Below are 22,117 nucleotides of genomic sequence, written 5' to 3'. Positions count from 1 at the left end.
TTTCATGTTCTATGAATACTTGGTTATCGCGGGCTACTTTTTACTGATCCTAGGCATTGGTTTTGCCTTTAAAAATATGGCGAAAAACTCCACCAGTGATTACTTTCGTGGTGGCGGTCGCATGCTCTGGTGGATGGTTGGTTCGACGGCGTTTATGGCGCAATTTTCAGCCTGGACGTTTACTGGAGCGGCTGGCAAGGCCTTCACTGATGGCTTTGCGATTAGCTTGGTCTTTTTCGCTAATACGTTCGCTTATTTTTGTGGCTGGGCTTACTTTTCGGCGCGCTTCCGCCAAATGCGCGTTGATACCCCAACAGAAGGCATTAAGCGGCGTTTCGGTAGCCAAAACGAGCAGTTCTTTTCCTGGGCATTAATCGTTTTTAGCTTTATTAACGCAGGCGTGTGGCTAAATGCATTAGGTGTATTCGCCAGTGCCGTTTTCGAGGCAGATATTACTTTAACCATAATCGTGACCGGACTAACCGTGGTGTTTGTTTCTGTGCTGTCGGGGGCGTGGGGGGTTGTGGCATCTGACTTTGTGCAAACCCTTATTGTTGCGGTTATCTCGGTAGCCTGCGCCATTGTTGCTTTAGTGATGGTGGGCGGCCCAGTAGAATTAGTGCAAAACTTTCCTACTGATTTTGTGATGGGCCCAGACATGAATTACGGCGTGATCTTAATAGGCACCTTTATATTCTTCTTAGCCAAGCAAATGATCACCATAATGAATATGCACGACGCCTTTCGGTTTTTGAACGCGAAGGACTCAGACAATGCCCGTAAAGCAGCGCTACTGGCCATGATCCTGATGGGTGTGGGCAGTATCGTGTGGTTTATACCGCCTTGGGCGTCAGCGATTTTGTACCCAGATGCGGCTGCGTTATACCCAGAATTAGGCAACAAAGCGGCCGATGCGGTGTATTTGGTCTTCACACGTAATGCCATGCCGATTGGTACGGTAGGCCTATTACTCGCTGGGTTATTCGCTGCCACCATGTCATCAATGGACTCAGCTCTTAATAAAAACGCCGGTATTTTCGTGCGCAGTATTTATCAGCCCTTTTTGCTTAAAAAGAAAAAGAACGTGGGTGACAAACAACTGCTGACAGTCAGTCGTTGGGTGAGCTTTATCAGCGGTATTCTGGTCATCGTGGTGGCATTGTTCTTTAAGTCATTGAAAGAACTAAGCCTGTTTGAGCTGATGATGAGCGTGTCGGTGATGGTACAAGTGCCTTTACTCGTACCATTAATCTTCGGCTTGTTCGTAAAGAAAACGCCGAACTGGGCACCTTGGGTAACGGTGCTAATCGGTATGCTTGTGTCTTATTTAACGGCCAACGTATTCACCCCACAAGTATTTGCCAACTGGATAGGCTTAGAGCAAGCCTTTACGCGTAGGGAATCAATCGACGTTAACTTGATGATCACCATTGCCGCGCACTTAGTGATCACCGCTGGGTTCTTTTGTGCAACTTCGTTCTTCTACCAAGAGGAACGAGACGAACATAAAGAAGGAACAGATCGCTTCTTTAGCGATCTAGAGACCCCAGTCATTGCCGACTTCGAACAAGACGAATATGACAAACAACAGCGCCACAAATTGGGCTCCATGGTGATGTATATGGGGGGCGGTATGGTCGTAATGATGTTAATACCCAACCCAATGTGGGGGCGCATGGTATTCGGCTTGTGTGCGATAACCATTTTAGTGATGGGCTATTTATTAAGAAATAGCGCTAAGCCAAAGCGAGTTTCACTTCAAGTAGAAAAAGGGTAACCAATGTTCAGCTTAACAACAAAAAATTTCGCGTCCTTGCTGATCATCGCTGGCGTTGTAACAAGCATTGGCTGCAACACGCGCGGTGATAGCAGTACACAAGCTGCTCAGGAAGCAATAAAAACCAGCCCAACTTCGGTTACCCTTACTCATGGGGTTGATGAGTCAGCGAGCGAGCTGTCAGCGTACATAGTGGAAATAGCCAACGCGACTTTTTATCTCGAAAAGCAAGGCGGCGGGCTATCGAGCCTGCTTGACGCTGATGGAATTGATTGGATAGGGTTTAATAATGCGAAAGGTTCCGGTTGGAAGGGCGAGTATCGGGGTTTTCCAAATGCCGTACATAAACAAGATGGTAGTTATTTTCACGCCATGAACGCAGGTACAGACCCCTCTACCTCAAAAGTAACCATTGAAACCGCGCACCACGTGCAGATTGTATTTACCTCAGGAAACGGTAAGTGGCAAAGCCAGTGGGACTTCTACCCTGAGAGATGCGATTTCACCATGACACAAGTGAGCGCAGGTTATCACTACTGGGTTCAGTACGAAGGGGTACCCGGCGGGCTGATGGATGAAAGTGACTTTTGGTATAACTCAGCAGATAACCAGCCACACCCGATCAATGAATCATTCAAGGGGGATTTACCCAGCCCTGAGTGGTTCGCTTTTGGCGATGAAAAATCACCTCGAATGTTCTATTTATTGCACCACGAAGACGATGCGTTTCTTAATAGCAATGAGCAAGAAAGTAAGCAGTCTGTAGATAAACAACAAGAAGATAGTCACCCCGATGATTACGTTAGTCGTCCCTACATGACAGTGCTCGGCTTCGGTCGCAGCAACAAAGAAAAATTCTTGAATACCCCGCAGCGCTTTTCAATTGGATTTGTTGAATCGACGCGTTACGCGGCTGTTGATAAAGCCGTTAAAAATCTAATTGCTAAGTAAACCTGGGGCGTTAGGACTAATTTGATAACGTAAAATACGGTGTTAAAAATATACCGTGTTGTGACTATTGTATTTATTTTTAAGCGAGCTATCATCGAGCACATACTTTGAGGAAATCATGTTTAAGAATAGCAACATCAACTTCATAAAGAGTAACCTACTCACCTTACCAAATTAAGCCGAGCGTAGTCCTTACGCTCGGCAGCTATCCCCTTTTTGTTCATTTTTAAGTAATCAGTTCGGTTGGAGAATTAGCCGTGCTTATGCGTATTTTTAGATTGTTTAAAACCTTACTTTGTCCACCTGACTTTATGCTGCAAGACGCAGGCTATCGGATTTTATTAAATCCTATGGCGCTGTCTTCGCTGTTAAATCGCTTGGCGTTTTGTGACGGAGAAGGCGCATGTCATCGAGATTGCGTGCGTATTGGTAGCACAGTTGTATTACGAAACATGCTCAATAATGAACCGTTAACGGTCCGAATTGTGTTGGCCGAAAGACCCCAACCGGCGCAAGGTGTCGTGTCCGTTACTTCGATGATCGGTGCGTCGCTATTGGGTCTTCGTTGTGGGGACATGGTGACGTTAAAGAGGCCGTGTGGTGAGCTCAAATGGGAGCTTATGGTGGTAAATCAAAGCGCGACTGAGATAGAAAATTCTTTGTTGTTGCGTCATGCAAATGTGGAGGGTAGTCCCTTGGAGTGATTAATCTTTTAAAGGCTAATAATACACGTAAATGTATTGAAATTTTTAGAGGAAATAAGCTCATGAAAATAGAAAAAGATAAGAAGAAAGCGCAAAGAAAAACAAAAATAGCCAGTCAACCTAAGGGACTCAATTGAGCCCCTTTTTTTAGTTAATACGAAGAAAAGAGATTATGGAAAAACAACCAGACATTATTATTTCTACTGCTGATTTAGCAGAACTTGAATACCAACTTGAGCGATCTAAATTACCCGTTGATGCTATCCGGGCGATCGAAAATGAGTTAGACCGAGCAACCATAGTGGCGTGCAAAGACCTACCAGAAAATGTGGTCGCAATTGGTAGCCAGGTCACGTTTAAGATTTTAGATAGTCAAAAAGTATTCACCAAAACCTTATGCTTACCCCATGACAGCGTAAAGTTCGAAGACAGCATTTCAGTCTTCGCGCCAATAGGCTCGGCCTTAATAGGACTGAGTACAGGCCAATGTATTAAATGGCAAACCCAGCGCGGCCAGCAGTCTGTGGAAATTATCAAGGTAGAAAGTAGAAAGCTCTAGAAAGCTCTAGAAAGCTCTAGAAAGCTCAACCGACACAATCAAAGCAAAATAAAGAGGGTAATGAATGACATATATTCAACAAACGATAACGGATTTGAAGCTTAGTAGTCCGGCGCAGTCTGAGTTTTATCAGGCAGTTGAAGAGGTGTTGCACTCGCTCGAACCAGTGCTAGAAAAGAACCATCACTATCAACAGCAAGCCATTATCCAGCGCATAGTTGAGCCTGAGCGACAAATTATGTTCCGCGTACCCTGGGTGGATGATAATGGCGATATTCAAGTCAACAAAGGCTATCGGGTTGAATTTAATTCAGCGTTAGGCCCGTACAAGGGTGGTTTACGTTTTCACCCAACAGTAAACGCAGGCATTATAAAATTTCTTGGCTTCGAGCAAATATTTAAAAATGCGTTAACGGGATTACCTATCGGTGGCGCTAAAGGCGGGGCTAATTTTGATCCCAAGGGACGCTCTGACGCCGAGATCATGCGCTTTTGCCAGTCTTTTATGAGTGAGCTTTATCGCCACATAGGGCCCGCCTGTGATGTTCCTGCCGGGGATATAGGAGTGGGTGCGAGAGAAATTGGCTATCTGTTTGGACAATACAAACGCTTAACAGGTCGCTACGAGGGCGTAATGACCGGCAAAAGTCTGTTGTGGGGCGGCTCGTTAGTACGAAAAGAGGCGACTGGCTATGGCGCCGTATATTTTGCTGATTATATGCTTGAGGAGCGCGGCGATAATTTGCAAGGCAAACGTTGTGTAGTTTCAGGGGCGGGCAACGTAGCTATTTATGCTATGGAAAAACTGTATCAACTAGGTGCTACACCGATAAGTTGTAGTGACTCTTCGGGTACGCTTTTTCATGACAGCGGAATAGATCTAAAATTAATTAAACGACTGAAAGAAAGCCATCGCTGCAACTTGCTAGAGTACCTTAAAACCTATCCTGAGGCTGAACATACAGCCGTTGCTGATTATCCCGCAAGCGGCCACGCAGTGTGGCGCTATCAAGCTGATGCAGCCTTTCCTTGTGCTACGCAAAATGAACTGACGCTCCAAGATGCTCAAGCGTTATTAGAAAACGGCTGTCAACTGGTCAGCGAAGGAGCAAATATGCCCTCGACCAACGATGCTGTTGATATATTTTTAAATGCTGGCATTGCCTATGGCCCAAGTAAGGCCGCGAATGCTGGAGGCGTAGCAACCAGTCAGTTAGAAATGGCGCAAAACGCAAGTATGCAAACCTGGACCTTTGAGCAGGTGGATCAAAGACTCAAACAGATCATGAAAAATATATTTATCGCGGCGAGTGAAACGGCCAAAGAATTTGGTGAAGACGGAAATCTAGTATTAGGCGCTAATATTGCAGGATTTCGTCGTGTGGCTGATGCGATGATCGAGCAAGGAGTCGTTTAAAAGGGAACGCCCAAAAATAGTTGACAATATCAACTACACCTTTATCATCCATGTTTCAGATTTCAATTCTGGATCTGGTTGATTGTGAGTAAACACTATGCATAAAACCTTGAAGAAAATTTTGCTTGTGGCCGCTATGGTCACGCTCGTTGGCGGCACGTTTACTGGCATTATGACGTATTCAAACATTGGCTTTAGTGACGCTTTTGCAAGCCAGTGGGCATTCTCGTTTATCCAAGCGGTGTGCGTGATTTTCCCTATGGGTGTGGCGGTGATGTGGGTGATGCACCAAGTCATTGAAGGCTTGTTTGACGGTTTATCGAGCTTATACAAAAATCTGATTTTTGGTTTCGGTATGGCACTTAGCATGGAAGCCATCATGGCGCTGAGTACAACGTATCGCAATATCGGCTTGGGCGACTGGCAACAATTTAGCCAAGCCTTTCTCGCTAGTTACTTGATGGTCCTGCCCGTTGCCTTGGTACTCTCCCCCATAATGACGTTGTTAATAAAGCCCAAGATGGAAGCGTTTTTAGCCAGCTAATGATGCTGCGACCTGCTCTGACTTTGACCGAATAGCCGATTATCCCGCATTCGCTCTAAGCGTCTGCTGAATAAATGGATGGTCTAAGACGGCGTTTATTTTGAGGATTGCGAGCTCTTCACGAAACACATTAATACGTGTGGTGAGGGCTTTTAATTCCGCTTGAAATGCATCGGCTTCTCGGTTGTTGAGCATAAAAAAATCGCTTGAACCAAATTCAAACTGTCGCTGCTCTTGTTCAAACAGCTTGCGTGATAATACGACCTGCTTGGCTTGCATATCATGCAAGCGCTTGGCATAGGACAGATTCACCAGACGTTCTTGTAGTTTTGCATCAATTGATTGACGTAATGCGTTTGTTTTTGATTCCAGCGCGTAGATTTCATACTGAGTTCTGCTCTTTTTGGCTTTGGCTTGCGTGCGGTCAAAAGGAACTGAAAAATACAGGCCTATCTTGGCCTCAGTGTCTTGCAAAGACGTGGGGCCTGAGCCTATATCTCGCGCGACCTTGGCTTCGATATCGAGCTTGGGTAAAAGTGCGACTTCCGCTAAGCGCATTTTTTGTTTTAAATCCTGCATTTCGAGCGCTTTGGCTGCCAAAGCAGGGTGGCTAGCAACTCTTCGTGTTTGTACTGCTGCGTTAAATGAAGCAGGCCAGGTAATTTCTGCCGCGCTTTTCGGTTGCGTTGCTTGTACTTTAGCTGAGTGATCATTGTGCATGTAATAACGTAATTTTTGCATGTTGGCTTGCACTTTCCGCTCAGCTGAAAGTAGAGATGATTGGCGCTCTAGTAATCTGGTTTCAAATTCCAACAGTTCTATCTCTGCCACGTCGCCTTCGGCTACTCGTTTTTTGATCCCTTCTTGGCGATTAATGCTAACGGTAACTAACTGTTCTATTTTGTTGAAGTAACTCACGGCCTCGACCCAATCCAAGTAGGCCAATATGGCCGAGTAATAAAACTCGCTTTGGGCCAGTTTAGATTCTTGGCCCCACTTTTTGTATTTGAGGCGCGCACTGGCCATGGCCGTACGATTCTTATCAGTTTCGCGGCCTTGCAACAGTGACAACTTAACGCCCATCGAGGCTTCGCCGCCAGAAAGAGTGGCGTATTCTTGCTCGTACACGGGGAAATCACCATCTGAAATGCGGTACTCAGTGAAAACTTCCGCATTGTATGCTTCAAGAGGTTTTAAGTATTTTTGCGAGGCTTGTAGGCCATCATAATAGCCGGCTACACGGGAAAAACTATTGTGCTCTAACTTTGCATCATACGCACCATCAGCGTACTGAATGTCAGCACCGTATTGCCCTGTGGTGGCATCGATTGCGAGGATTTCTGGATGGTTATTGGCCACAGACGACAAGTATTGTTGCAAGGTAAATGCAGCTAATGGCGCAGCAAAGCTAAGTAAAACTAAAACACTTATCACAGAAACATACATCAGGTTGAGCTCTCGCTCGTCTCTTGGGAACGCACGGGAGGGAAGTTGTTTAATTGTCGCCATAACTCGTACCCTAACCTAACTTCTTCTAAGAGGATCCACGCCCTTACGCGGCTGCCTAAACGTGCGCTTTCGTGTTCTGGCCAAGCCACGGTTGTATTTACAGGGGCAATCCATACAGTGAACATACCGAATTGATCTGCCACTGGTTCAACGAACGACACCACACCCTCAAACGTGCCTACTGACAAGCCAGGCCAGCCACTAAATTGGAAAGTTGGCCAACCTTCAAACTGGATACGTACTTTTTTGCCTTTGGTGGCTAATGCTGCGTCCAGACCATTAATTTTGATACTAATCTGGCGCTCAACATTCGCGGGAACAAACCAGCCTAAAATGCTGCCGGCAGTCACATAAGTTGCACTGCCGCCAGATTGAAGCCTGACAATCGTGCCGTCCATTGGTGCATACTTGGTGCGCGTTTCTTGACGGGCCAATGTCATCTTAAGGGTATCAAGGTCTTCTTCTGTTTTTGATGCTTCGGCCTTTAGCTTTTCAAGGGCGATCTCAACCGCTTCAACTTCTTTTTGTGAGACTAGCCCTTCTTGCAGTAGTTTCCGCTGGCGGGAAAGGTTACTTAGGGCGTTTTGCACTGACAGTTTGTTGGACACATAACGCTGATTGGCGGCAACCTGTTGTGATCGAAGCTTCTCAAGTCGGTCTGAATCCACGTCAACTAGGGTCACGATAGGCTGTCCTTCTTTGACGTTATCTCCTTCTCTTACGTGCCATTGCTCAATTTGACCATTAAGCAATGCCGAGATGGGTTGAATACGATACAAAGGGTCAGGAGAATTAACGGAGCCAGTACCGTAAGCGGTTTGCACCCAAGGGGTGAATGTTAGCAGTAGCACAGCGGCAATAACTAAGGTCACCACAAGCCAGATAATAGTGGTATGGGTTTTTGGCACCTTCAAGTTTTGCAAGGTTTTCATTGCGCCCATAAAATCACTGTGAGCGTTACTCATGGCCCACCTCCTGATTTGAAACGGTATCAACAGGTGACTCTTTTTTGCTTTCCAACTCTATAATGCCATCGAAAAATGCTGTTGTCGGTGCATTAGAGAAATACAATACGGTTAAATCAGTATTTTGGATAACGCCTAAAATACGCTCTCGTCTGATGGTCGGGATTGCATCGAAATGCTGGTTGATCACCAGCACTTTTGGCTTAGAAAGCATCACCACGACTAACTTTAGCAAGATGAATTCAAGGGGTTGCAAAGGTGTACCCACTGAGGAAATCGGCGTTTTTAGTTTTAACGGTAAGGAATTAATTACATCCGTTAAGCCTACCTTTTCAATAATATTATTAATTTCACTCGTGGACACACCGGGAACACACATATGTATATATTCTTCGATCGTGCATTCGATAATCAACGAACGGTCTAAAACAAATACGGCTTGGCGTAAATCGTAGGTGTCGTAATCAGATAAATCGCTATTATCAAGATTTATCCACCCAGAAGAGGGGTCTTCATACCGTTTGAGTAAATTAACGATGGTACGTTGGGTCCAATTGGTCTGAGTCGAAACGAAGTACTTGTCCCCTTGGACTATTTTTTTGTCGATAAGGCATGATTCGTTTTTACGTTTAATAATGACTTTATTGAATTCTAGAGTGCCGCCAGCTGGCGCAGGCTTAGATGTTTGCTCTAACACCTCTTGGGGGATGTTAATTGCACCACCAATTTTGTCTGCGGTGCCATATAACTCGTAATATAGTTTTAGGTAATGACTAAAACGAGACAAGCCGACAAATACCGCAGCCATGATGAGTTCTGCTGCTACTAATTGGCCGATTGATAATTGCCCACTGATTACTAGCCACCCACCTAAACCAAGTAAGGCTGAGCTTGCTAACGCATATAGCACCAAAAACATGACCACCTGCTTGAAGGTGAACGTAAAGTGACGAGAATGATTGTCGACGTATTCAGACACATAACGCTCGGTTTTCTTGCCTGCATAATCGAACTGAGAAGAGGATTTTAAGAAGTCGTTAGCCGATGCCAAGTTGCTCAGCCATTTTGCAGTAGAGTACTTTGATTCGGATAAACGCACAGCTGTTATTTTGGCTTGGGTCGACCAAAGCCGCCAAATGATATACATGATCAGAATCACGCATAGGTTAAATGCGAGCAAAAAAGGATGATAAAAAGACACGAGAGTAAAACCGACAATCATCTGCAGTATCAATGCGATACCGTCAACCATTAAGCTAGGAACATTCTTTTGCAACGTCATGATATCGAAATAACGATGAGTGATCGACGTGTTTTGGCTGCCTTCAAAATAGCTGTGAGGGGCTAAGATTGTACGCATACTCAACTCGGCTACAAGGCGCGCATAAATGCGCCTTTCGTAATATTCCATGACTCGCATGCGCAAGGCAGCAAAGCAGCCTGAAAGCAGTAAGGTACTGAACAGCACAATCGCAAGCGTGGCGACCGCGCGTGTTGACGCGATATTGGCGATGGTATTGATTAAGGTTTGAACTGCAATCGGCACCGCTAACGTCAACAGACCAATAACAACGCTATAGGCGATGACGACAGCAAAAAACGAACGTTCTGGTTTTAATAGCGCAAACAAGGTTTGGCGTAAGTTAACTAGGTCAATATTTTTGGAGGACATTTTGGGCTCGTCTTTTATGGCGTCAATACACGGTCAATTTCAATGTTGTTAACTTTATAAAAACTGAGCTATCACAGGAAAACTCTACAGTGAAAGGTAACTTGTACCAAATTCACGCTAGATAGCTTACTGATTTATTCGCAAAATTAAAATGGATTATCGCTGCTGAGCATATAAAACTGATTGATATCTAACGCGCTTTTACGTGAAGGAGAGCAATTTGGCTCATTTTAAATATACAAATTATATCGCGGGCACTGTACGTTATTTCCAACCTTGGTGCCATTGGCTGGTGTTTTTTAATTCCTGCCAATCTATAAAGATAGCGCGTTTCGTCATTACAGCCTCAATGCAGCAGATTAAAACTGCACCTTCTTCATCGAACTCCATTTCAGAGACAATGAAGTGCTTTTCTTTGTTCTGAGGCCTTACCGCCGTCCATTTACTATTGAGTAACTTTTTAGGATTAATTTGATGCATCTACGGCCCTTTAACTAAGTATCTAATTAAGCAATGAGCGACGATGCTAATAATTCATCAATTTCTGCTTTGAGCTCTTTATCTTCGATTTTATTGGCACTGATTTTCGCTGCCTGTAGGTTCTTAATAGCCTCCCCGGTGCGATTCAACTCTATTTGCAGTTTAGCCATCGAATAACCGATAGACGACATATGGTCCTTTGAGTTGATCGCTGTCGCCTTGTCTAACGCTTTTTGGTAAATAGGCACAGCATCACTAACGTCTTCGGTGAAATCGGCTAGTGTTTCCCACTGTTCGGGATGATCTTTGTTGGAATTTTGATGCTCAAGACAAAGTGCTTTCAACTCATCGTACAGACGATCAAACGCCTTCTGATCGTTCTTGTTAGCAGCCGCCATCAGCTTTTCAGATAGGCCATAAACCGCTTTGTATATTTTGGTGTTAATCATCACGCAACCCTTTTAAGCATCATCAAGCAACGAAAACATCTTCGAAACTCATTTTATGCCAGCAAAGATAACATGAAACATGGAATTCATATTGAGATTAGTAAGCTCTGAAATGCAAATATCATTTGCACTTCACAGAGAATTATTGGACGCCTAGGGTTATTAAAGCTGCCCCTTTGTGTGCTGGCGGCGCGTTTCGAAGCATCAACACTACACCGTGGTTTGGCGCTCGAAGCTCAGCGATAGGTTCGCCAAAGTAATCTCGCACTATCCCTAGTAGCGCCGCTTATTGAACGAATACGGCGATTTTGCGCGTAGTCTCAAAAAAGCCTTTAACTGGGGTTTCTACTCCGATTAACTGTTTGTAAATTGTTTGTCCTTTATAACAGGTAAGGTGCTGCGAGCTCGTCGCCATGGGTTCTAGCAGAAAGGGATAACACAATGGAAAACGGTGAACGGGGTTGCAACGCTAGCGAAGAGTAGACACTGCTTACCTTGAGGAATGCTGTTACCTGCCAGTTCGAAGAGCGAGCGATATTTGTTCGAGAAGCGAAATGTAATGGATGCGTTCGATACAATCCTAGTTGTAACTGCAGTCTAAGGGCGAGCGAAGCTCATAGATATCTAAAATACAGACCGACCAGGCTGCGCTTGAGGCTCGCAGCCCAAAGAGTTAACGAAAACTACATTTGCACGTTAGCGCTTTGCAAGTATTGCATATTACTTAGTTTAAGCAATGACAGACCACGTGTTGCTTGTTCGGCAGCCATTTTACTCCAACCTGAATCAGCATGTTTGCGCGCTATACCAAAATAATAAGCGGCGCGTTGAACACGCAATTTGGTATTACGGTCTGACAAGTCATATTGCATGCCGGTCAATTTTGCCTCTAACTGTTGTAGCTCAACAGGCATTACCGACATTGCTGCGGTATTTGAGGTGGAAACACTCTCGTCAGCCTGCGCATTCAATAAAAAGCCACCAGCGGCTAAAGTGATTACTGTGGTCAATGACAATAAGGTTTTCATGGTTTCTCTCTTTAAAATTAATGGTTAAACAAGACCTTAGGCCTTGCGCTAAAACAGTATTTGCAATATCGATACCTTTTAAGCCAGAAAGCTATATAAGGAGCTCACCAATTAAAAATCTGTTTTGAATCATAAAGATAAAGAAAAATAAACGACTGCTTCACTGCTTATCCCACCTATTATTAATCATCAACAGGCCTGTATCTTCCTGAAAAATTGAGAGTTTTTTACACATGTCAGATAAAAACTACTGACGATGTAATTGAATGCTTTCTATGCCTTATCGCTACATAAAATAAGCACCCGTCTCTAAGGCGCAGAAAGTAACACAACCCCAAATGGTTAACGATTAGACAATGTATGTAGAAACCACAGAACAATGCCGATCACCTGCCATAGATCAGGTATACGGTGAGATTAAGAGGGCATGATTTTCAGCAGATTGAAAAGCCCTTGGCGCTGCGCACCATCTTTCGGGTGTGCGAAATGACTCCAAAAAATTTCAGCTGTTGAAGAAAAACGTTTTCGAGTTCGTGCAGCATACGCCTTGAGAGGGATATAAAATAAGCTTAGGGGTCATCATAAGTGTTAGACGCAGAGCGACGCAAGGGCACTAGGCTAATGCTCCAGTTCCTAGGCTCCTGTGTGTGCAGCCTATAGATAACTCAGAGTGCATGCTGTAGTGGCGGCGAGCCCATACACATGAAAATCTCGTTAAAATACCCTCGACTAATCTACTAACTCAATCCCTAATGCTCCCAACAATCCCAACGCCTCAATGCGGGAGAAACGAGCCTTATCTACACGATTTTGTCTCACGTCGATTTGATAGCCTTGGGCTTGAGTGAAATCAGCTGAAGTTAAATTCGTATTATAAAAGCGGCTTTGATTTAACTCACTGCCTATAAAACGCGCTTTAACCAAACTGGATTCAGTAAAGTCGACGTCATGCACTATGCAATTAAGGAGCTGTATTGCGCCCAGGGCTAATCCAAAAAAAGAACCTGAATTGAGTATGCAGTCTTTAAATTTTGGTGGTTTTCCCAAATGAGTAGTCCAATCTGCTTGCGTCCAGTCAACACCTAACAATTTACAGCGAATAAAAATGGCACTGTGAAACTGGCTATTGTTTAAGATCAGAAGCGACAAATCACAGTCAATAAATTCACATTCATCAAATATACAAAAGCGCCATTTCCCTTCGCTCATATCAAGCTTTTTGAACCTGCACTGCTCGAATCTCGCGCTTTCCCAACAGGATTCACTGGCTAAGGGGTGCTGATAATCGATGTCGTCATCGTAATATTCGGTTTCCAATAGATTATCCACTTCGGTTAGCTACACCTATTAATCGAGCCCTTGAGAGACAGGCCGCTGCTCGTTAAATTGCTGCGTACTGAGCAATTGGAAAAACTCGTCAATGTCATGGCCAGTATCGACACTACCTGCGAACCAAGGATGAAGCTTTAATAATATGTTGATGTGATTAATACCTTCACCGTACAACCGTGTTTGCACTGGCTGCTGTGCTTGTTGTAGGGCTTGTGCTAACTGTTGTTGATTGAATTCACCCACGGCCGAGTCACCCCGTGCATGTAACAGCAACATGGGTGGCTCGTTGCCATCAACGTGGCTGGTGGCTTTCATTGTGTGAAAATTCTCTTCACCGAAGGTGGCGATATATTCAGGTGAATCCGGGGTGAACGCATAAGGCCCAGCTATGCCTGCAAAGCCGCTGATATCCCCAACCGACATGCCGACGTCAGCCAAATAGCGTTTGTCCGTCATTAGTAGCGCGCCGGTGTGCGCGCCCGCTGAATGCCCTGCGAGATAGATTTGTTGTGGGTTACCGTTGTAACGGGAGATATTTTCTTTTACCCAAACAAGTGTCTTTGCACCATCTTCTATAAACTGGGGAAAGTGACCTTCAGGGTATTTTACATAGTCAGGAATAACCACAGTGTAACCACGTGAGACAAATGCATGAGCAACGAAATAATACATGGACTTGTCACCCCAATTCCAACCTCCACCGTGAATAAATACGATAACCGGCGCCACTGGGTGAGAGTTGTCGCTTGGGTACACATCTAAGGTTTGCCAAGACTCATCGCCAAAGGCGATATCATAATTGACTGTGATGGGGTCAATCAGTTTAAGTGTATTGTTAAAAATAGCTAAGCCCGTGCTTCGACTGTCTTGTAATAAACACGCCCCAAGCCACACGAGCAATCCCACAACGACCAGTAGTATCCCCACGAATATTTTTTGCATTTTATTATTATTTTTTAGGTTTAACCTACCTCGAGTATAAAGACAATTACGCTGCTGGAAAGCGCAAAAATGCATACACGATCGAAAAAGCCCCCTAGGGCTGCGAGTCACTAGGGGGCGTAAAAAATACTTTTAGCCTGAAGGTGTGTATGGATAAACACCTGACGTTATGCCATCAGCTTACTTTAATATTTCAACCAATTCGCTCAAGTCTTTCACGATATAATCTGGCTTTTGCGCCAATGGATAAAGCGCTTTTCCTGGGCGCGCTACAAACGCAGTTTGCAACCCTGCAGCCTTTGCACCGGCTATACCCCACCCGTGGGCAGCGACCATTAAGGCTTCTTCAGGTTTAACGTTTAATTGCTCAAGCGCCCATGCATATGAACGCAAATCAGGTTTGTAGACTTTAATGTCTTCAATGCTCATGCGCTTATCGAAGTAATCCGTTAAGCCAGCATTTTTAAACTGAGTCTCCACACCGTTGTTAGATGAATTGGTCAAACTAACAATTTTGAATCCTTGCGCTTTAAGAGCGGTCAAACCTGCCTTAACATCAGGATGAGCAGGTAAAGATAATAGTGGTGTTTTAATCGCCGTTACCGCTTGCTCTTCGGTAATATTGATATTGTTGTTCTGCGCCACCATCATTAACGCCGCTACGCCAATTTTACCGAAATCTTGGTAGTCCCCTGTCACTGTAGTCACGAGTGAATGATGCAACATAGTTGAAAACCACAAGGTCGTTAGTTCTTCTTGACCATCCAAAGCCTTACCAATTGAGGTGCGCATGGTTTCTAAATCGAGAAGGGTTTCGTTTACATCGAAAATAATAACTTTAGGTTTGGGGGCTGCATGAGCCATAAAATTCGCTCCTAATAATGAAAAGAAAAGAAAGGTTAGCGTGAGCAACCGCGTTCGTTTTGCTAAGTGCATAAATAGGTACTCTGGTTAGTTATCAAGTGTAGTTAAAATTTTTACGACCTCAGACGGCTCAGATCGCTTAGTGTAATCCTCAGATACGAACGCATATACAATTTGACCACTTTGGTTGATGACATACGTTGCAGGCATAGGCAGATTGAAGGTGTTGTCACCGTTAAAAGCGGGAAGATCCACGCCAGACTGGTCATAAATAGGGCGTAAGCGCTCATCTAGGCTAAATACCAAGCCATAGTCATTCGTCACATTGTTGCCCACATCTGACAATACAGCGTAAGACAGCTCGTTTTTATCTTTGGTGGTGAGTGAGTTATCTGGGGTTTCAGGCGATACCGCCACCAGCTGCGCGCCTAAATCTTCGATGCGTTCCAGCACTTCTTCAAACGCTCGAAGCTCGTAGTTGCAATAAGGACACCAACCACCGCGATAGAAATTTAACACCACCGGCCCATGGGCTAGCATTTCAGCTAACGTGACGAGCTCGCCATGCACATTTGGTAAACTAAAATCAGGCGCGTAATCCCCCACTTGCAAGGCATCAGAAGAAATACCCGTCGCCATCAAGTCACTAGTAGCTAAGGCCATGACGTTCAAGACGTCTTTGGGCGCTGTGGCATTCTTCTGTTTTTCGTATTCGGCTATTTGTGCCTGTAACGACATGATTGTCTCCTGCTTAAATTACAATGTTCATTGTGTATGGGTAAGATATGGGGTTAGACAAATTAAAACCTAGCAGGTAAAACCGAAAGCATGGTTTAATATTTTCGAATTATCAAACATCGGCCCTCTTAATGTACACAATCAATGAGTTAGAAACCTTTATCGCCATAGTGGAAAACAAAGGTGTGGTTTCTGCGGCCAGCGCTTTGAACATATCCCCGGCCACAGTCAGCCATAGACTGTCTAAACTTGAACGCATTCTGGGCACTGTTTTAGTATTTAGAGATAGCCGGAATGTGCGCCCATCGGCCGAGGGGGAAGAGTTTTATCAACGTGTGGGAGATATTTTAGCTGCCTTGTATGATGCCGAGTTTGCCATTGGCGCCAGAGACAATGCGATTAGCGGGCGATTGCGGGTGACACTGCCACCTTGGATATTTTCGATTTATATTCTGCCTAACCTAGTCACATTTGAGCAGCAATACCCTGACGTTATTTTAGATTTTCTGGTGACTGATCAGTTCGTTAATGTAGTGGACGACGCCCAAGATGTCGCTATTCGGGTGGGTACCCTTGCAAACTCAGGATTACTGGCGCGCAAAATAGTGAATAACAAGCGGATCTTATGTGCTTCGCCCCATTACCTAGCACAACACCCACCTATTATCGACGTACAAGCACTGACCGAGCACCGTTTTGTCGCCCTGCCATGGCAAAAACAGCTTAAACTCTTACATAATGATGGCAGCGTATTTGCCTTGAATACCAAAACTCGGTTTACCATTTCTAATTCTGACAACATGACCCAAGCCCTGCGTGCGGGTCACGGCATTGGCATAAAATCGGAAATTGCGATTAAGCGCTGCATCGAAACGGGGGAATTAGTTGAAGTATTGCCCAACGTACTTGCTTCGCCAGAAGCTCCAGTGTGGTTTTTACGCCCGCAAAATAGTTTAGCAACCCGTAAAGCCGAAGCCTTCTTCGAATTTGTAAAGCAGGCTTTCAGCCACTGCTAGACCCGCAATATGTCCTGAAATACCCATAGCACGGTGAAAAACAGACAAAAAAATACCAAGGAAACAATCCTTGGTATTTTGAATTTACCTGTTTTTAATAAAGCAGACTATAAACCTTACGGCGATATTGAGATTTAAGAGGCTCACCATCTGGCAGAGCATTGATCATATCTAACATCAACTTTTTAGCATCTTCAAAGTTCAAATCTTTCAATAAAACAGAATGCATCAAGCCTAATGCTTCTTCGATTTGATTAGCTTGACGCAATTGCACTGCCAATTTCACTTTTAAATCTAGGTTATCTGGGTCACTTTCCAGTGCTTGCTGTAAAGCAATAATTTCGGGAGACTCAGCTGCTTGCTCGGCCAATTCAATTTTACCCAAAATAGCGCGGTAATATCCGTCTTGATCCACCAAGCCAATGGTCGCTAATATTTCTTTAGCTTGATTCACCTGCCCTACTTCTACTTGGCAATCCGCCAAGAGCAACTTGATATCAGCTCGGTTAGGGTCTAAATCGAACGCCTGCTTCACAAGGGTAAACGCTTCTTGGTAATTGGCTTGCTCTGCCATGGCAGTGGCTTGGGCAAATAACTCGTCTTGAGGCTTAGGTAAGTGTTTATCTAACATGGCTTGAACATTCGCTTCACTTTCAACACCGGCAAAGCCATCAACAGGTTGTCCATCTTTAATCAACATAACCGTAGGCAGGTTTTGCACGCCAAATTGCGCAGTAATATCTGGCTGTGCCTGACAATCCACTCGAGCATGTAATAAATTTTCACCTTGTTTGCTCGCAATCGCTTGCAATACTGGCGCTAGTTGCTCACTAGGCTCATAACCTTGAGCCCAAAATTCAACCATAACCAATTTGGTGGCTGATTCTTGCAAGATGACTTGCTGAAAATTCTCAATGGTAATGTCTACGCTATTTTGCATGTTAAATCTCTTATGCTAATGATGAACAAATGGTGGGGTCGTTTACGCCAAACTCAAGTCGTTTTCTACCTTTGAAAAGGCAAGACTGTCGCCTATTAGACAATCTCACCAATATTGCCCGTGCTAACGTCTAGTTTATTAGAACATATAATGAAGGGGAAACCCCGTGCCACAGAAATACCAAAGCTTTGCTGATTTTTATCCTTATTACCTAAGTGAACATCAAGACACTGTTTGCCGACGGTTACACTTTGTGGGTTCTAGTCTGATTATCTTCACCATTATATACGCAGTGTTGACTGCTCAATTTGCCCTGCTGTGGCTTATTCCTGTATTAGGTTATGGTTTCGCTTGGGTTGGGCATTTTTTCTACGAACACAATAAGCCCGCCACGTTTACCTACCCTTTTTATAGTTTCCTAGGGGACTGGGTGATGTTCAAAGACATGCTCACGGGAAAAATTAAATTTTAATTTGTTTTCGACCTTCTCTCAATCTTATCTTGCTCTTGCCATCACAACCTCTTAACCCCAGTAATGGTAGGGTTTCTGTGTAACATCCCTGCCAGTTCGGCTACATTTAATTTACACAGCTGCTCAGATATCACTCAGCATAAAGTGAGGACATGGGAAATTTGCCATGTTCTATAAGTGTCAAGCCCAAAACGTTAAAAAAACTGACAATTTGTTCAAAATATAGCCTTTTCAAGTCTGTAAAAAAACCGTAAACTTGCCGCCCTTTTTTGCAAACCGGACAGTTTTTGCGCGATTTCGCGTTTTGAATTATGCAGATTGGTCCTTACAAGCTTGAAAACAATTTGATTCTGGCGCCTATGGCAGGTGTGACAGATAGGCCTTTCCGGCAATTATGCAAACGCATGGGTGCAGGCTTGGTGGTATCTGAAATGCTGTCGTCTAATCCTGATGTATGGCGGTCAAGTAAATCCAAGCAACGTATGGATCATGTAGGTGAAAAAGGGATCCGCGCAGTTCAGATTGCTGGCGCTGATCCATTATTAATGGCTCAAGCGGCACAGTTTAACGTGGACAACGGTGCCCAAATTGTTGATATCAACATGGGGTGTCCGGCTAAGAAAGTAAATAAGAAGTTGGCAGGCTCTGCACTATTGCAAGATCCACAATTGGTTGAGCGAATAGTTCAATCAGTGGTCGAAGCGGTGCAGGTTCCGGTAACGTTAAAAATACGCACAGGTTGGAATACGGACAATCGCAACGGGGTGCAAATTGCAAAGATCGCCGAACAAAACGGTATTCAATCTTTAGCAGTTCATGGTCGCACCCGGGCCTGTATGTACAAAGGTAACGCTGAGTACGACACCATTAAAGCCATTAAACAGGCCGTGTCGATACCCGTCGTTGCTAACGGTGATATTACCTGCGTGCACAGTGCAAAACACGTGCTGGAATACACCAATGCAGATGCGTTGATGATAGGCCGAGGTGCCCAAGGTAACCCTTGGATATTTCGCCAAATTCAACACTTTCTGCAAACTGGCGAAATACTGCCTTCGCCCCCATTAAGTGAAGTGCGCAATGTATTAATGGCGCACGTAGCCAATGTTCACCAATTTTACGGTGAATTTAAGGGAGCGCGGATAGCCCGCAAACATGTGGGTTGGTATTTAGCGGAACATGACCGTGAGCGGCAGTTCCGAGCTAGGTTCAATGCGATTGATGATGCTGCAGAGCAACTCGATTCATTGGCACATTATTTTGACCACTTGGCAGGCGAATCTACGACTCACCTCGTATCACCTGCTGCCTAACGATGACTAACTAAAGAGCAAGATTGTATATGTTCGAGCAAAATGTAACTTCTCCTTTTACCACTACGGTAACGACTCCTTCACAAACACAGGCACAGAAGCCTTTACGTGACTCTGTAAAACAAGCAGTGAATAAGTACCTTAAGCAACTAGACAACACAGATATCGAAAATTTGTATGAACTAGTAATGGCCGAAGTTGAAGCGCCAATGTTAGAAGAAATCATGACTTTCACTCGCGGAAACCAAACCCGCGCGTCAATCATGTTAGGCATCAACCGTGGCACGCTACGCAAGAAGCTTAAACAGTACGGCATGAACTAAGCAAAAAAATGAAAGAGCACCCTAGGGTGCTCTTTTTGTATGCGCTATACTTCGCGCCCCTGGCATCATTGTTAATCCTTTTTAGAAGATAAACACACTATGACGACTCAAAAACCTATTCGCCGCGCTTTATTAAGCGTTTCTGACAAAACTGGCATTATAGAATTTGCCACTTTCTTAGCCGAGCAAGGCGTTGAGCTTTTATCGACCGGCGGTACAGCCAAATTATTAGCAGACAACGGGCTAACCGTTATCGAAGCATCTGCTTATACTGGTCACCCTGAAATCATGGACGGCCGTGTAAAAACCCTGCATCCAAAAATTCACGGCGGCATTCTTGCGCGTCGCGGCCAAGATGAAGCAGTGATGGCTGAAAACAACATAAACCCAATCGATTTAGTCGTGGTGAACCTTTATCCTTTTGCCGCCACCGTTGCCAATGATGATTGCAGCCTTGAAGATGCGATTGAAAACATTGATATCGGCGGCCCAACTATGGTGCGCGCTGCAGCCAAAAACCATAATGATGTGACTATCGTAGTCAACGCTAAAGACTACGCCCGTGTTACCGAGCAGATGCAAGCCAATAATGGCTCAGTAACAGCCAATACACGTTTCGATTTAGCTATCGCTGCATTTGAACACACAGCTGAATACGACGGCATGATCGCCAATTATTTCGGCGCCATGATTGAGTCCGATGCGCACGGCGATAGCTGCGCTGACGATTGCGGCCATGTACACAGTGCATTCCCCCGTACATTCAATGTACAAATGAGCAAAAAACAAGATTTACGCTACGGTGAAAACAGCCATCAAGATGCTGCATTTTACGTAGAAAACAACATTCAAGAGGCCTCCGTTGCCACCGCTACTCAGTTACAAGGCAAAGAGCTGTCGTTTAACAACATCGCCGACACCGACTCTGCATTAGAGTGCGTGAAGGAGTTTGCAGAGCCTGCGTGCGTTATCGTTAAGCATGCTAACCCCTGCGGAGTAGCGTTAGGTGACAACATACTTGAAGCATACAACCGCGCTTACCAAACAGACCCAACCTCAGCATTCGGCGGGATCATTGCTTTTAACCGTGAATTAGATGGCCCAACAGCGCAAGCGATTGTAGACCGCCAGTTCGTAGAAGTGATCATTGCCCCTAGCGTTAGCGATGAAGCTGTCGCGATTGTTGCCGCGAAAAAGAACCTTCGCTTACTAGCGTGCGGCGATTGGCAAGGCCAGTTAACTGACGGCTACGACTTTAAACGTGTAAACGGCGGTTTATTGGTTCAGGAACGTGATTTTGGCATGGTTGACATGGAAGACTTAACCGTTGTCACTAAAGTACAACCGACTGAGCAACAGCTGAAAGACTTAATGTTTACCTGGAAAGTCGCTAAGTACGTTAAATCTAACGCTATTGTATATTGCAAAAACAGCATGACAATCGGTGTCGGCGCAGGCCAAATGAGCCGTGTTTACTCAGCCAAAATCGCGGGTATTAAAGCAGCTGATGAAGGTTTACAAGTAGAAGGTTCTGTAATGGCCTCTGATGCGTTCTTCCCGTTCCGTGACGGTATTGATGCCGCTGCCGCAGCTGGGATCAGCGCAGTCATACAGCCCGGGGGTTCTATGCGTGATAATGAAGTTATCGCCGCAGCGGATGAACATGGTATCGCCATGGTATTCACTGGTATGCGTCACTTCCGCCATTAATTATCTGCATTAATCGCAAGCGAAGCGCGTTGTTTCTTCCATCGCTCTTCGCTGATTTGAGCAGATTTACGACATAGGTTTAAGCTACTTGATATTTAGTGTTGCGTAAAAAAACGCTACACTAGGTCCGTTTAAAGACTCATTACAGGATTTGCTCATGTTTAAGCGCGCCACGCAGTTAGTTTGTTCTATTACGTTATTAGCTTCTTCTTTTGCTCAAGCCGATGCCCTTATCGATGCTTTAGCCGATGAAGGGCGCCCTACCGAACAACGTTTACGTGACGAATACCGTCATCCGCAGCAAACTCTTCGCTTCTTTGAAGTTCAGGAAGACATGGCAGTAGCCGAGATTTCGCCTGGCGGTGGTTGGTACAGTAATATTCTTGCTCCGCTATTAAAGGAAAAGGGCCAG

The 22,117-nt window shown here is 44.8% G+C and carries 22 protein-coding genes and 1 pseudogene; 12 read left to right on the top strand and 11 right to left on the bottom strand.

Annotated elements, in window-relative coordinates; all coding sequences use genetic code 11:
* The first annotated feature begins 4 nt into the window (after positions 1 to 4).
* From GMES_RS03520 to GMES_RS03495, 6 genes are all read left to right on the top strand, one after another.
* Positions 5 to 1,777 (top strand): sodium:solute symporter family protein, encoded by a 1,773-nt coding sequence (locus GMES_RS03520; RefSeq protein ID WP_006991196.1) that lies wholly within the window; start codon positions 5 to 7, stop codon positions 1,775 to 1,777.
* Between the two features lie 3 nt (positions 1,778 to 1,780).
* Complete coding sequence (locus GMES_RS03515) at positions 1,781 to 2,728, top strand: hypothetical protein (RefSeq protein WP_006991195.1); 948 nt, start codon at positions 1,781 to 1,783, stop codon at positions 2,726 to 2,728.
* Between the two features lie 263 nt (positions 2,729 to 2,991).
* Positions 2,992 to 3,432, top strand: coding sequence for a GreA/GreB family elongation factor (locus tag GMES_RS03510; RefSeq protein ID WP_226990239.1), 441 nt, complete (start codon positions 2,992 to 2,994; stop codon positions 3,430 to 3,432).
* Positions 3,433 to 3,604: 172 nt separating this feature from the next.
* Entirely contained in the window at positions 3,605 to 3,991 is a 387-nt protein-coding gene (locus GMES_RS03505) for a GreA/GreB family elongation factor (protein WP_006991192.1), read from the top strand.
* A gap of 64 nt (positions 3,992 to 4,055) precedes the next feature.
* Positions 4,056 to 5,408, top strand: a complete 1,353-nt coding sequence (gdhA, locus tag GMES_RS03500) for an NADP-specific glutamate dehydrogenase (RefSeq protein ID WP_006991191.1) — start codon at positions 4,056 to 4,058, stop codon at positions 5,406 to 5,408.
* A gap of 97 nt (positions 5,409 to 5,505) precedes the next feature.
* On the top strand, positions 5,506 to 5,952 hold the full coding sequence (locus GMES_RS03495; RefSeq protein WP_006991190.1) for a DUF2798 domain-containing protein: 447 nt from the start codon (positions 5,506 to 5,508) through the stop codon (positions 5,950 to 5,952).
* A 39-nt stretch (positions 5,953 to 5,991) separates the two neighbouring features.
* Here the strand turns inward: GMES_RS03495 and GMES_RS03490 are convergent, their stop codons facing one another.
* From GMES_RS03490 to GMES_RS03445, 10 genes are all read right to left on the bottom strand, one after another.
* A complete protein-coding gene (locus GMES_RS03490) occupies positions 5,992 to 7,398 on the bottom strand; it encodes a TolC family protein (protein ID WP_006991189.1) in 1,407 nt (468 codons plus the stop codon).
* Positions 7,398 to 8,426: an efflux RND transporter periplasmic adaptor subunit gene (locus GMES_RS03485; protein ID WP_006991188.1), complete on the bottom strand. Its 1,029-nt coding sequence runs from the start codon at positions 8,424 to 8,426 to the stop codon at positions 7,398 to 7,400. Before GMES_RS03485 ends, GMES_RS03490 begins: the two co-directional genes overlap by 1 nt.
* Positions 8,419 to 10,098 carry an ABC transporter transmembrane domain-containing protein gene (locus GMES_RS03480; protein ID WP_006991187.1) on the bottom strand — a complete coding sequence of 560 codons (1,680 nt, stop codon included), beginning with the start codon at positions 10,096 to 10,098 and terminating at the stop codon, positions 8,419 to 8,421. The genes GMES_RS03485 and GMES_RS03480 overlap by 8 nt, the downstream gene beginning before the upstream one ends.
* A gap of 264 nt (positions 10,099 to 10,362) precedes the next feature.
* Positions 10,363 to 10,578, bottom strand: coding sequence for a TIGR02450 family Trp-rich protein (locus GMES_RS03475; protein WP_006991186.1), 216 nt, complete (start codon positions 10,576 to 10,578; stop codon positions 10,363 to 10,365).
* Between the two features lie 26 nt (positions 10,579 to 10,604).
* Positions 10,605 to 11,027 (bottom strand): hypothetical protein, encoded by a 423-nt coding sequence (locus GMES_RS03470; protein WP_006991185.1) that lies wholly within the window; start codon positions 11,025 to 11,027, stop codon positions 10,605 to 10,607.
* Positions 11,028 to 11,710: 683 nt separating this feature from the next.
* Entirely contained in the window at positions 11,711 to 12,055 is a 345-nt protein-coding gene (locus GMES_RS03465) for a hypothetical protein (protein ID WP_006991182.1), read from the bottom strand.
* A 729-nt stretch (positions 12,056 to 12,784) separates the two neighbouring features.
* Positions 12,785 to 13,384: a pentapeptide repeat-containing protein gene (locus GMES_RS03460; protein ID WP_006991181.1), complete on the bottom strand. Its 600-nt coding sequence runs from the start codon at positions 13,382 to 13,384 to the stop codon at positions 12,785 to 12,787.
* Positions 13,385 to 13,402: 18 nt separating this feature from the next.
* Positions 13,403 to 14,329, bottom strand: a complete 927-nt coding sequence (locus GMES_RS03455) for an alpha/beta hydrolase (RefSeq protein ID WP_039986435.1) — start codon at positions 14,327 to 14,329, stop codon at positions 13,403 to 13,405.
* 180 nt (positions 14,330 to 14,509) lie between these two features.
* Positions 14,510 to 15,193: a haloacid dehalogenase type II gene (locus GMES_RS03450; RefSeq protein ID WP_006991179.1), complete on the bottom strand. Its 684-nt coding sequence runs from the start codon at positions 15,191 to 15,193 to the stop codon at positions 14,510 to 14,512.
* A gap of 87 nt (positions 15,194 to 15,280) precedes the next feature.
* Complete coding sequence (locus tag GMES_RS03445) at positions 15,281 to 15,931, bottom strand: peroxiredoxin-like family protein (protein WP_006991178.1); 651 nt, start codon at positions 15,929 to 15,931, stop codon at positions 15,281 to 15,283.
* A 131-nt stretch (positions 15,932 to 16,062) separates the two neighbouring features.
* On the opposite strand from GMES_RS03445, the gene GMES_RS03440 reads away from it, so the two are divergent.
* Entirely contained in the window at positions 16,063 to 16,947 is an 885-nt protein-coding gene (locus GMES_RS03440) for a LysR family transcriptional regulator (protein WP_006991177.1), read from the top strand.
* 94 nt (positions 16,948 to 17,041) lie between these two features.
* On the opposite strand, the gene GMES_RS03435 is transcribed toward GMES_RS03440, so the two are convergent.
* On the bottom strand, positions 17,042 to 17,887 hold the full coding sequence (locus GMES_RS03435; protein WP_006991176.1) for a tetratricopeptide repeat protein: 846 nt from the start codon (positions 17,885 to 17,887) through the stop codon (positions 17,042 to 17,044).
* A 166-nt stretch (positions 17,888 to 18,053) separates the two neighbouring features.
* On the opposite strand from GMES_RS03435, the gene GMES_RS03430 reads away from it, so the two are divergent.
* From GMES_RS03430 to GMES_RS03410, 5 genes and pseudogenes are all read left to right on the top strand, one after another.
* The gene (locus GMES_RS03430) at positions 18,054 to 18,359 is read left to right on the top strand and encodes an Mpo1-like protein (protein ID WP_006991175.1); all 306 of its coding nucleotides are present in this window, start codon (positions 18,054 to 18,056) and stop codon (positions 18,357 to 18,359) included.
* Between the two features lie 311 nt (positions 18,360 to 18,670).
* The gene (dusB, locus tag GMES_RS03425; protein ID WP_039986432.1) at positions 18,671 to 19,672 is read left to right on the top strand and encodes a tRNA dihydrouridine synthase DusB; all 1,002 of its coding nucleotides are present in this window, start codon (positions 18,671 to 18,673) and stop codon (positions 19,670 to 19,672) included.
* Between the two features lie 29 nt (positions 19,673 to 19,701).
* Positions 19,702 to 19,995: a DNA-binding transcriptional regulator Fis gene (fis, locus tag GMES_RS03420; RefSeq protein WP_006991173.1), complete on the top strand. Its 294-nt coding sequence runs from the start codon at positions 19,702 to 19,704 to the stop codon at positions 19,993 to 19,995.
* 99 nt (positions 19,996 to 20,094) lie between these two features.
* The gene (purH, locus tag GMES_RS03415; RefSeq protein WP_006991172.1) at positions 20,095 to 21,705 is read left to right on the top strand and encodes a bifunctional phosphoribosylaminoimidazolecarboxamide formyltransferase/IMP cyclohydrolase; all 1,611 of its coding nucleotides are present in this window, start codon (positions 20,095 to 20,097) and stop codon (positions 21,703 to 21,705) included.
* Positions 21,706 to 21,862: 157 nt separating this feature from the next.
* A pseudogene (locus tag GMES_RS03410) lies at positions 21,863 to 22,117 on the top strand (methyltransferase); the annotation flags it as partial.

Source organism: Paraglaciecola mesophila KMM 241 (genome assembly GCF_000315015.1).
Classification (GTDB): Bacteria; Pseudomonadota; Gammaproteobacteria; order Enterobacterales; family Alteromonadaceae; genus Paraglaciecola; species Paraglaciecola mesophila.
Note: the sequence above shows the minus strand (reverse complement) of the source record. Positions and strands in the feature narration are given on the sequence as shown.

What these genes read in the sequence shown, in the direction of transcription:
- GMES_RS03520 (WP_006991196.1), top strand. Translation starts at nt 5, where the DNA reads ATGTTCTATGAATACTTGGTTATCGCGGGCTACTTTTTACTGATCCTA.
- GMES_RS03515 (WP_006991195.1), top strand. Translation starts at nt 1,781, where the DNA reads ATGTTCAGCTTAACAACAAAAAATTTCGCGTCCTTGCTGATCATCGCT.
- GMES_RS03510 (WP_226990239.1), top strand. Translation starts at nt 2,992, where the DNA reads ATGCGTATTTTTAGATTGTTTAAAACCTTACTTTGTCCACCTGACTTT.
- GMES_RS03505 (WP_006991192.1), top strand. Translation starts at nt 3,605, where the DNA reads ATGGAAAAACAACCAGACATTATTATTTCTACTGCTGATTTAGCAGAA.
- gdhA (WP_006991191.1), top strand. Translation starts at nt 4,056, where the DNA reads ATGACATATATTCAACAAACGATAACGGATTTGAAGCTTAGTAGTCCG.
- GMES_RS03495 (WP_006991190.1), top strand. Translation starts at nt 5,506, where the DNA reads ATGCATAAAACCTTGAAGAAAATTTTGCTTGTGGCCGCTATGGTCACG.
- GMES_RS03490 (WP_006991189.1), bottom strand. Translation starts at nt 7,398, where the DNA reads ATGTATGTTTCTGTGATAAGTGTTTTAGTTTTACTTAGCTTTGCTGCG.
- GMES_RS03485 (WP_006991188.1), bottom strand. Translation starts at nt 8,426, where the DNA reads ATGAGTAACGCTCACAGTGATTTTATGGGCGCAATGAAAACCTTGCAA.
- GMES_RS03480 (WP_006991187.1), bottom strand. Translation starts at nt 10,098, where the DNA reads ATGTCCTCCAAAAATATTGACCTAGTTAACTTACGCCAAACCTTGTTT.
- GMES_RS03475 (WP_006991186.1), bottom strand. Translation starts at nt 10,578, where the DNA reads ATGCATCAAATTAATCCTAAAAAGTTACTCAATAGTAAATGGACGGCG.
- GMES_RS03470 (WP_006991185.1), bottom strand. Translation starts at nt 11,027, where the DNA reads ATGATTAACACCAAAATATACAAAGCGGTTTATGGCCTATCTGAAAAG.
- GMES_RS03465 (WP_006991182.1), bottom strand. Translation starts at nt 12,055, where the DNA reads ATGAAAACCTTATTGTCATTGACCACAGTAATCACTTTAGCCGCTGGT.
- GMES_RS03455 (WP_039986435.1), bottom strand. Translation starts at nt 14,329, where the DNA reads ATGCAAAAAATATTCGTGGGGATACTACTGGTCGTTGTGGGATTGCTC.
- GMES_RS03450 (WP_006991179.1), bottom strand. Translation starts at nt 15,193, where the DNA reads ATGGCTCATGCAGCCCCCAAACCTAAAGTTATTATTTTCGATGTAAAC.
- GMES_RS03445 (WP_006991178.1), bottom strand. Translation starts at nt 15,931, where the DNA reads ATGTCGTTACAGGCACAAATAGCCGAATACGAAAAACAGAAGAATGCC.
- GMES_RS03440 (WP_006991177.1), top strand. Translation starts at nt 16,063, where the DNA reads ATGTACACAATCAATGAGTTAGAAACCTTTATCGCCATAGTGGAAAAC.
- GMES_RS03435 (WP_006991176.1), bottom strand. Translation starts at nt 17,887, where the DNA reads ATGCAAAATAGCGTAGACATTACCATTGAGAATTTTCAGCAAGTCATC.
- dusB (WP_039986432.1), top strand. Translation starts at nt 18,671, where the DNA reads ATGCAGATTGGTCCTTACAAGCTTGAAAACAATTTGATTCTGGCGCCT.
- fis (WP_006991173.1), top strand. Translation starts at nt 19,702, where the DNA reads ATGTTCGAGCAAAATGTAACTTCTCCTTTTACCACTACGGTAACGACT.
- purH (WP_006991172.1), top strand. Translation starts at nt 20,095, where the DNA reads ATGACGACTCAAAAACCTATTCGCCGCGCTTTATTAAGCGTTTCTGAC.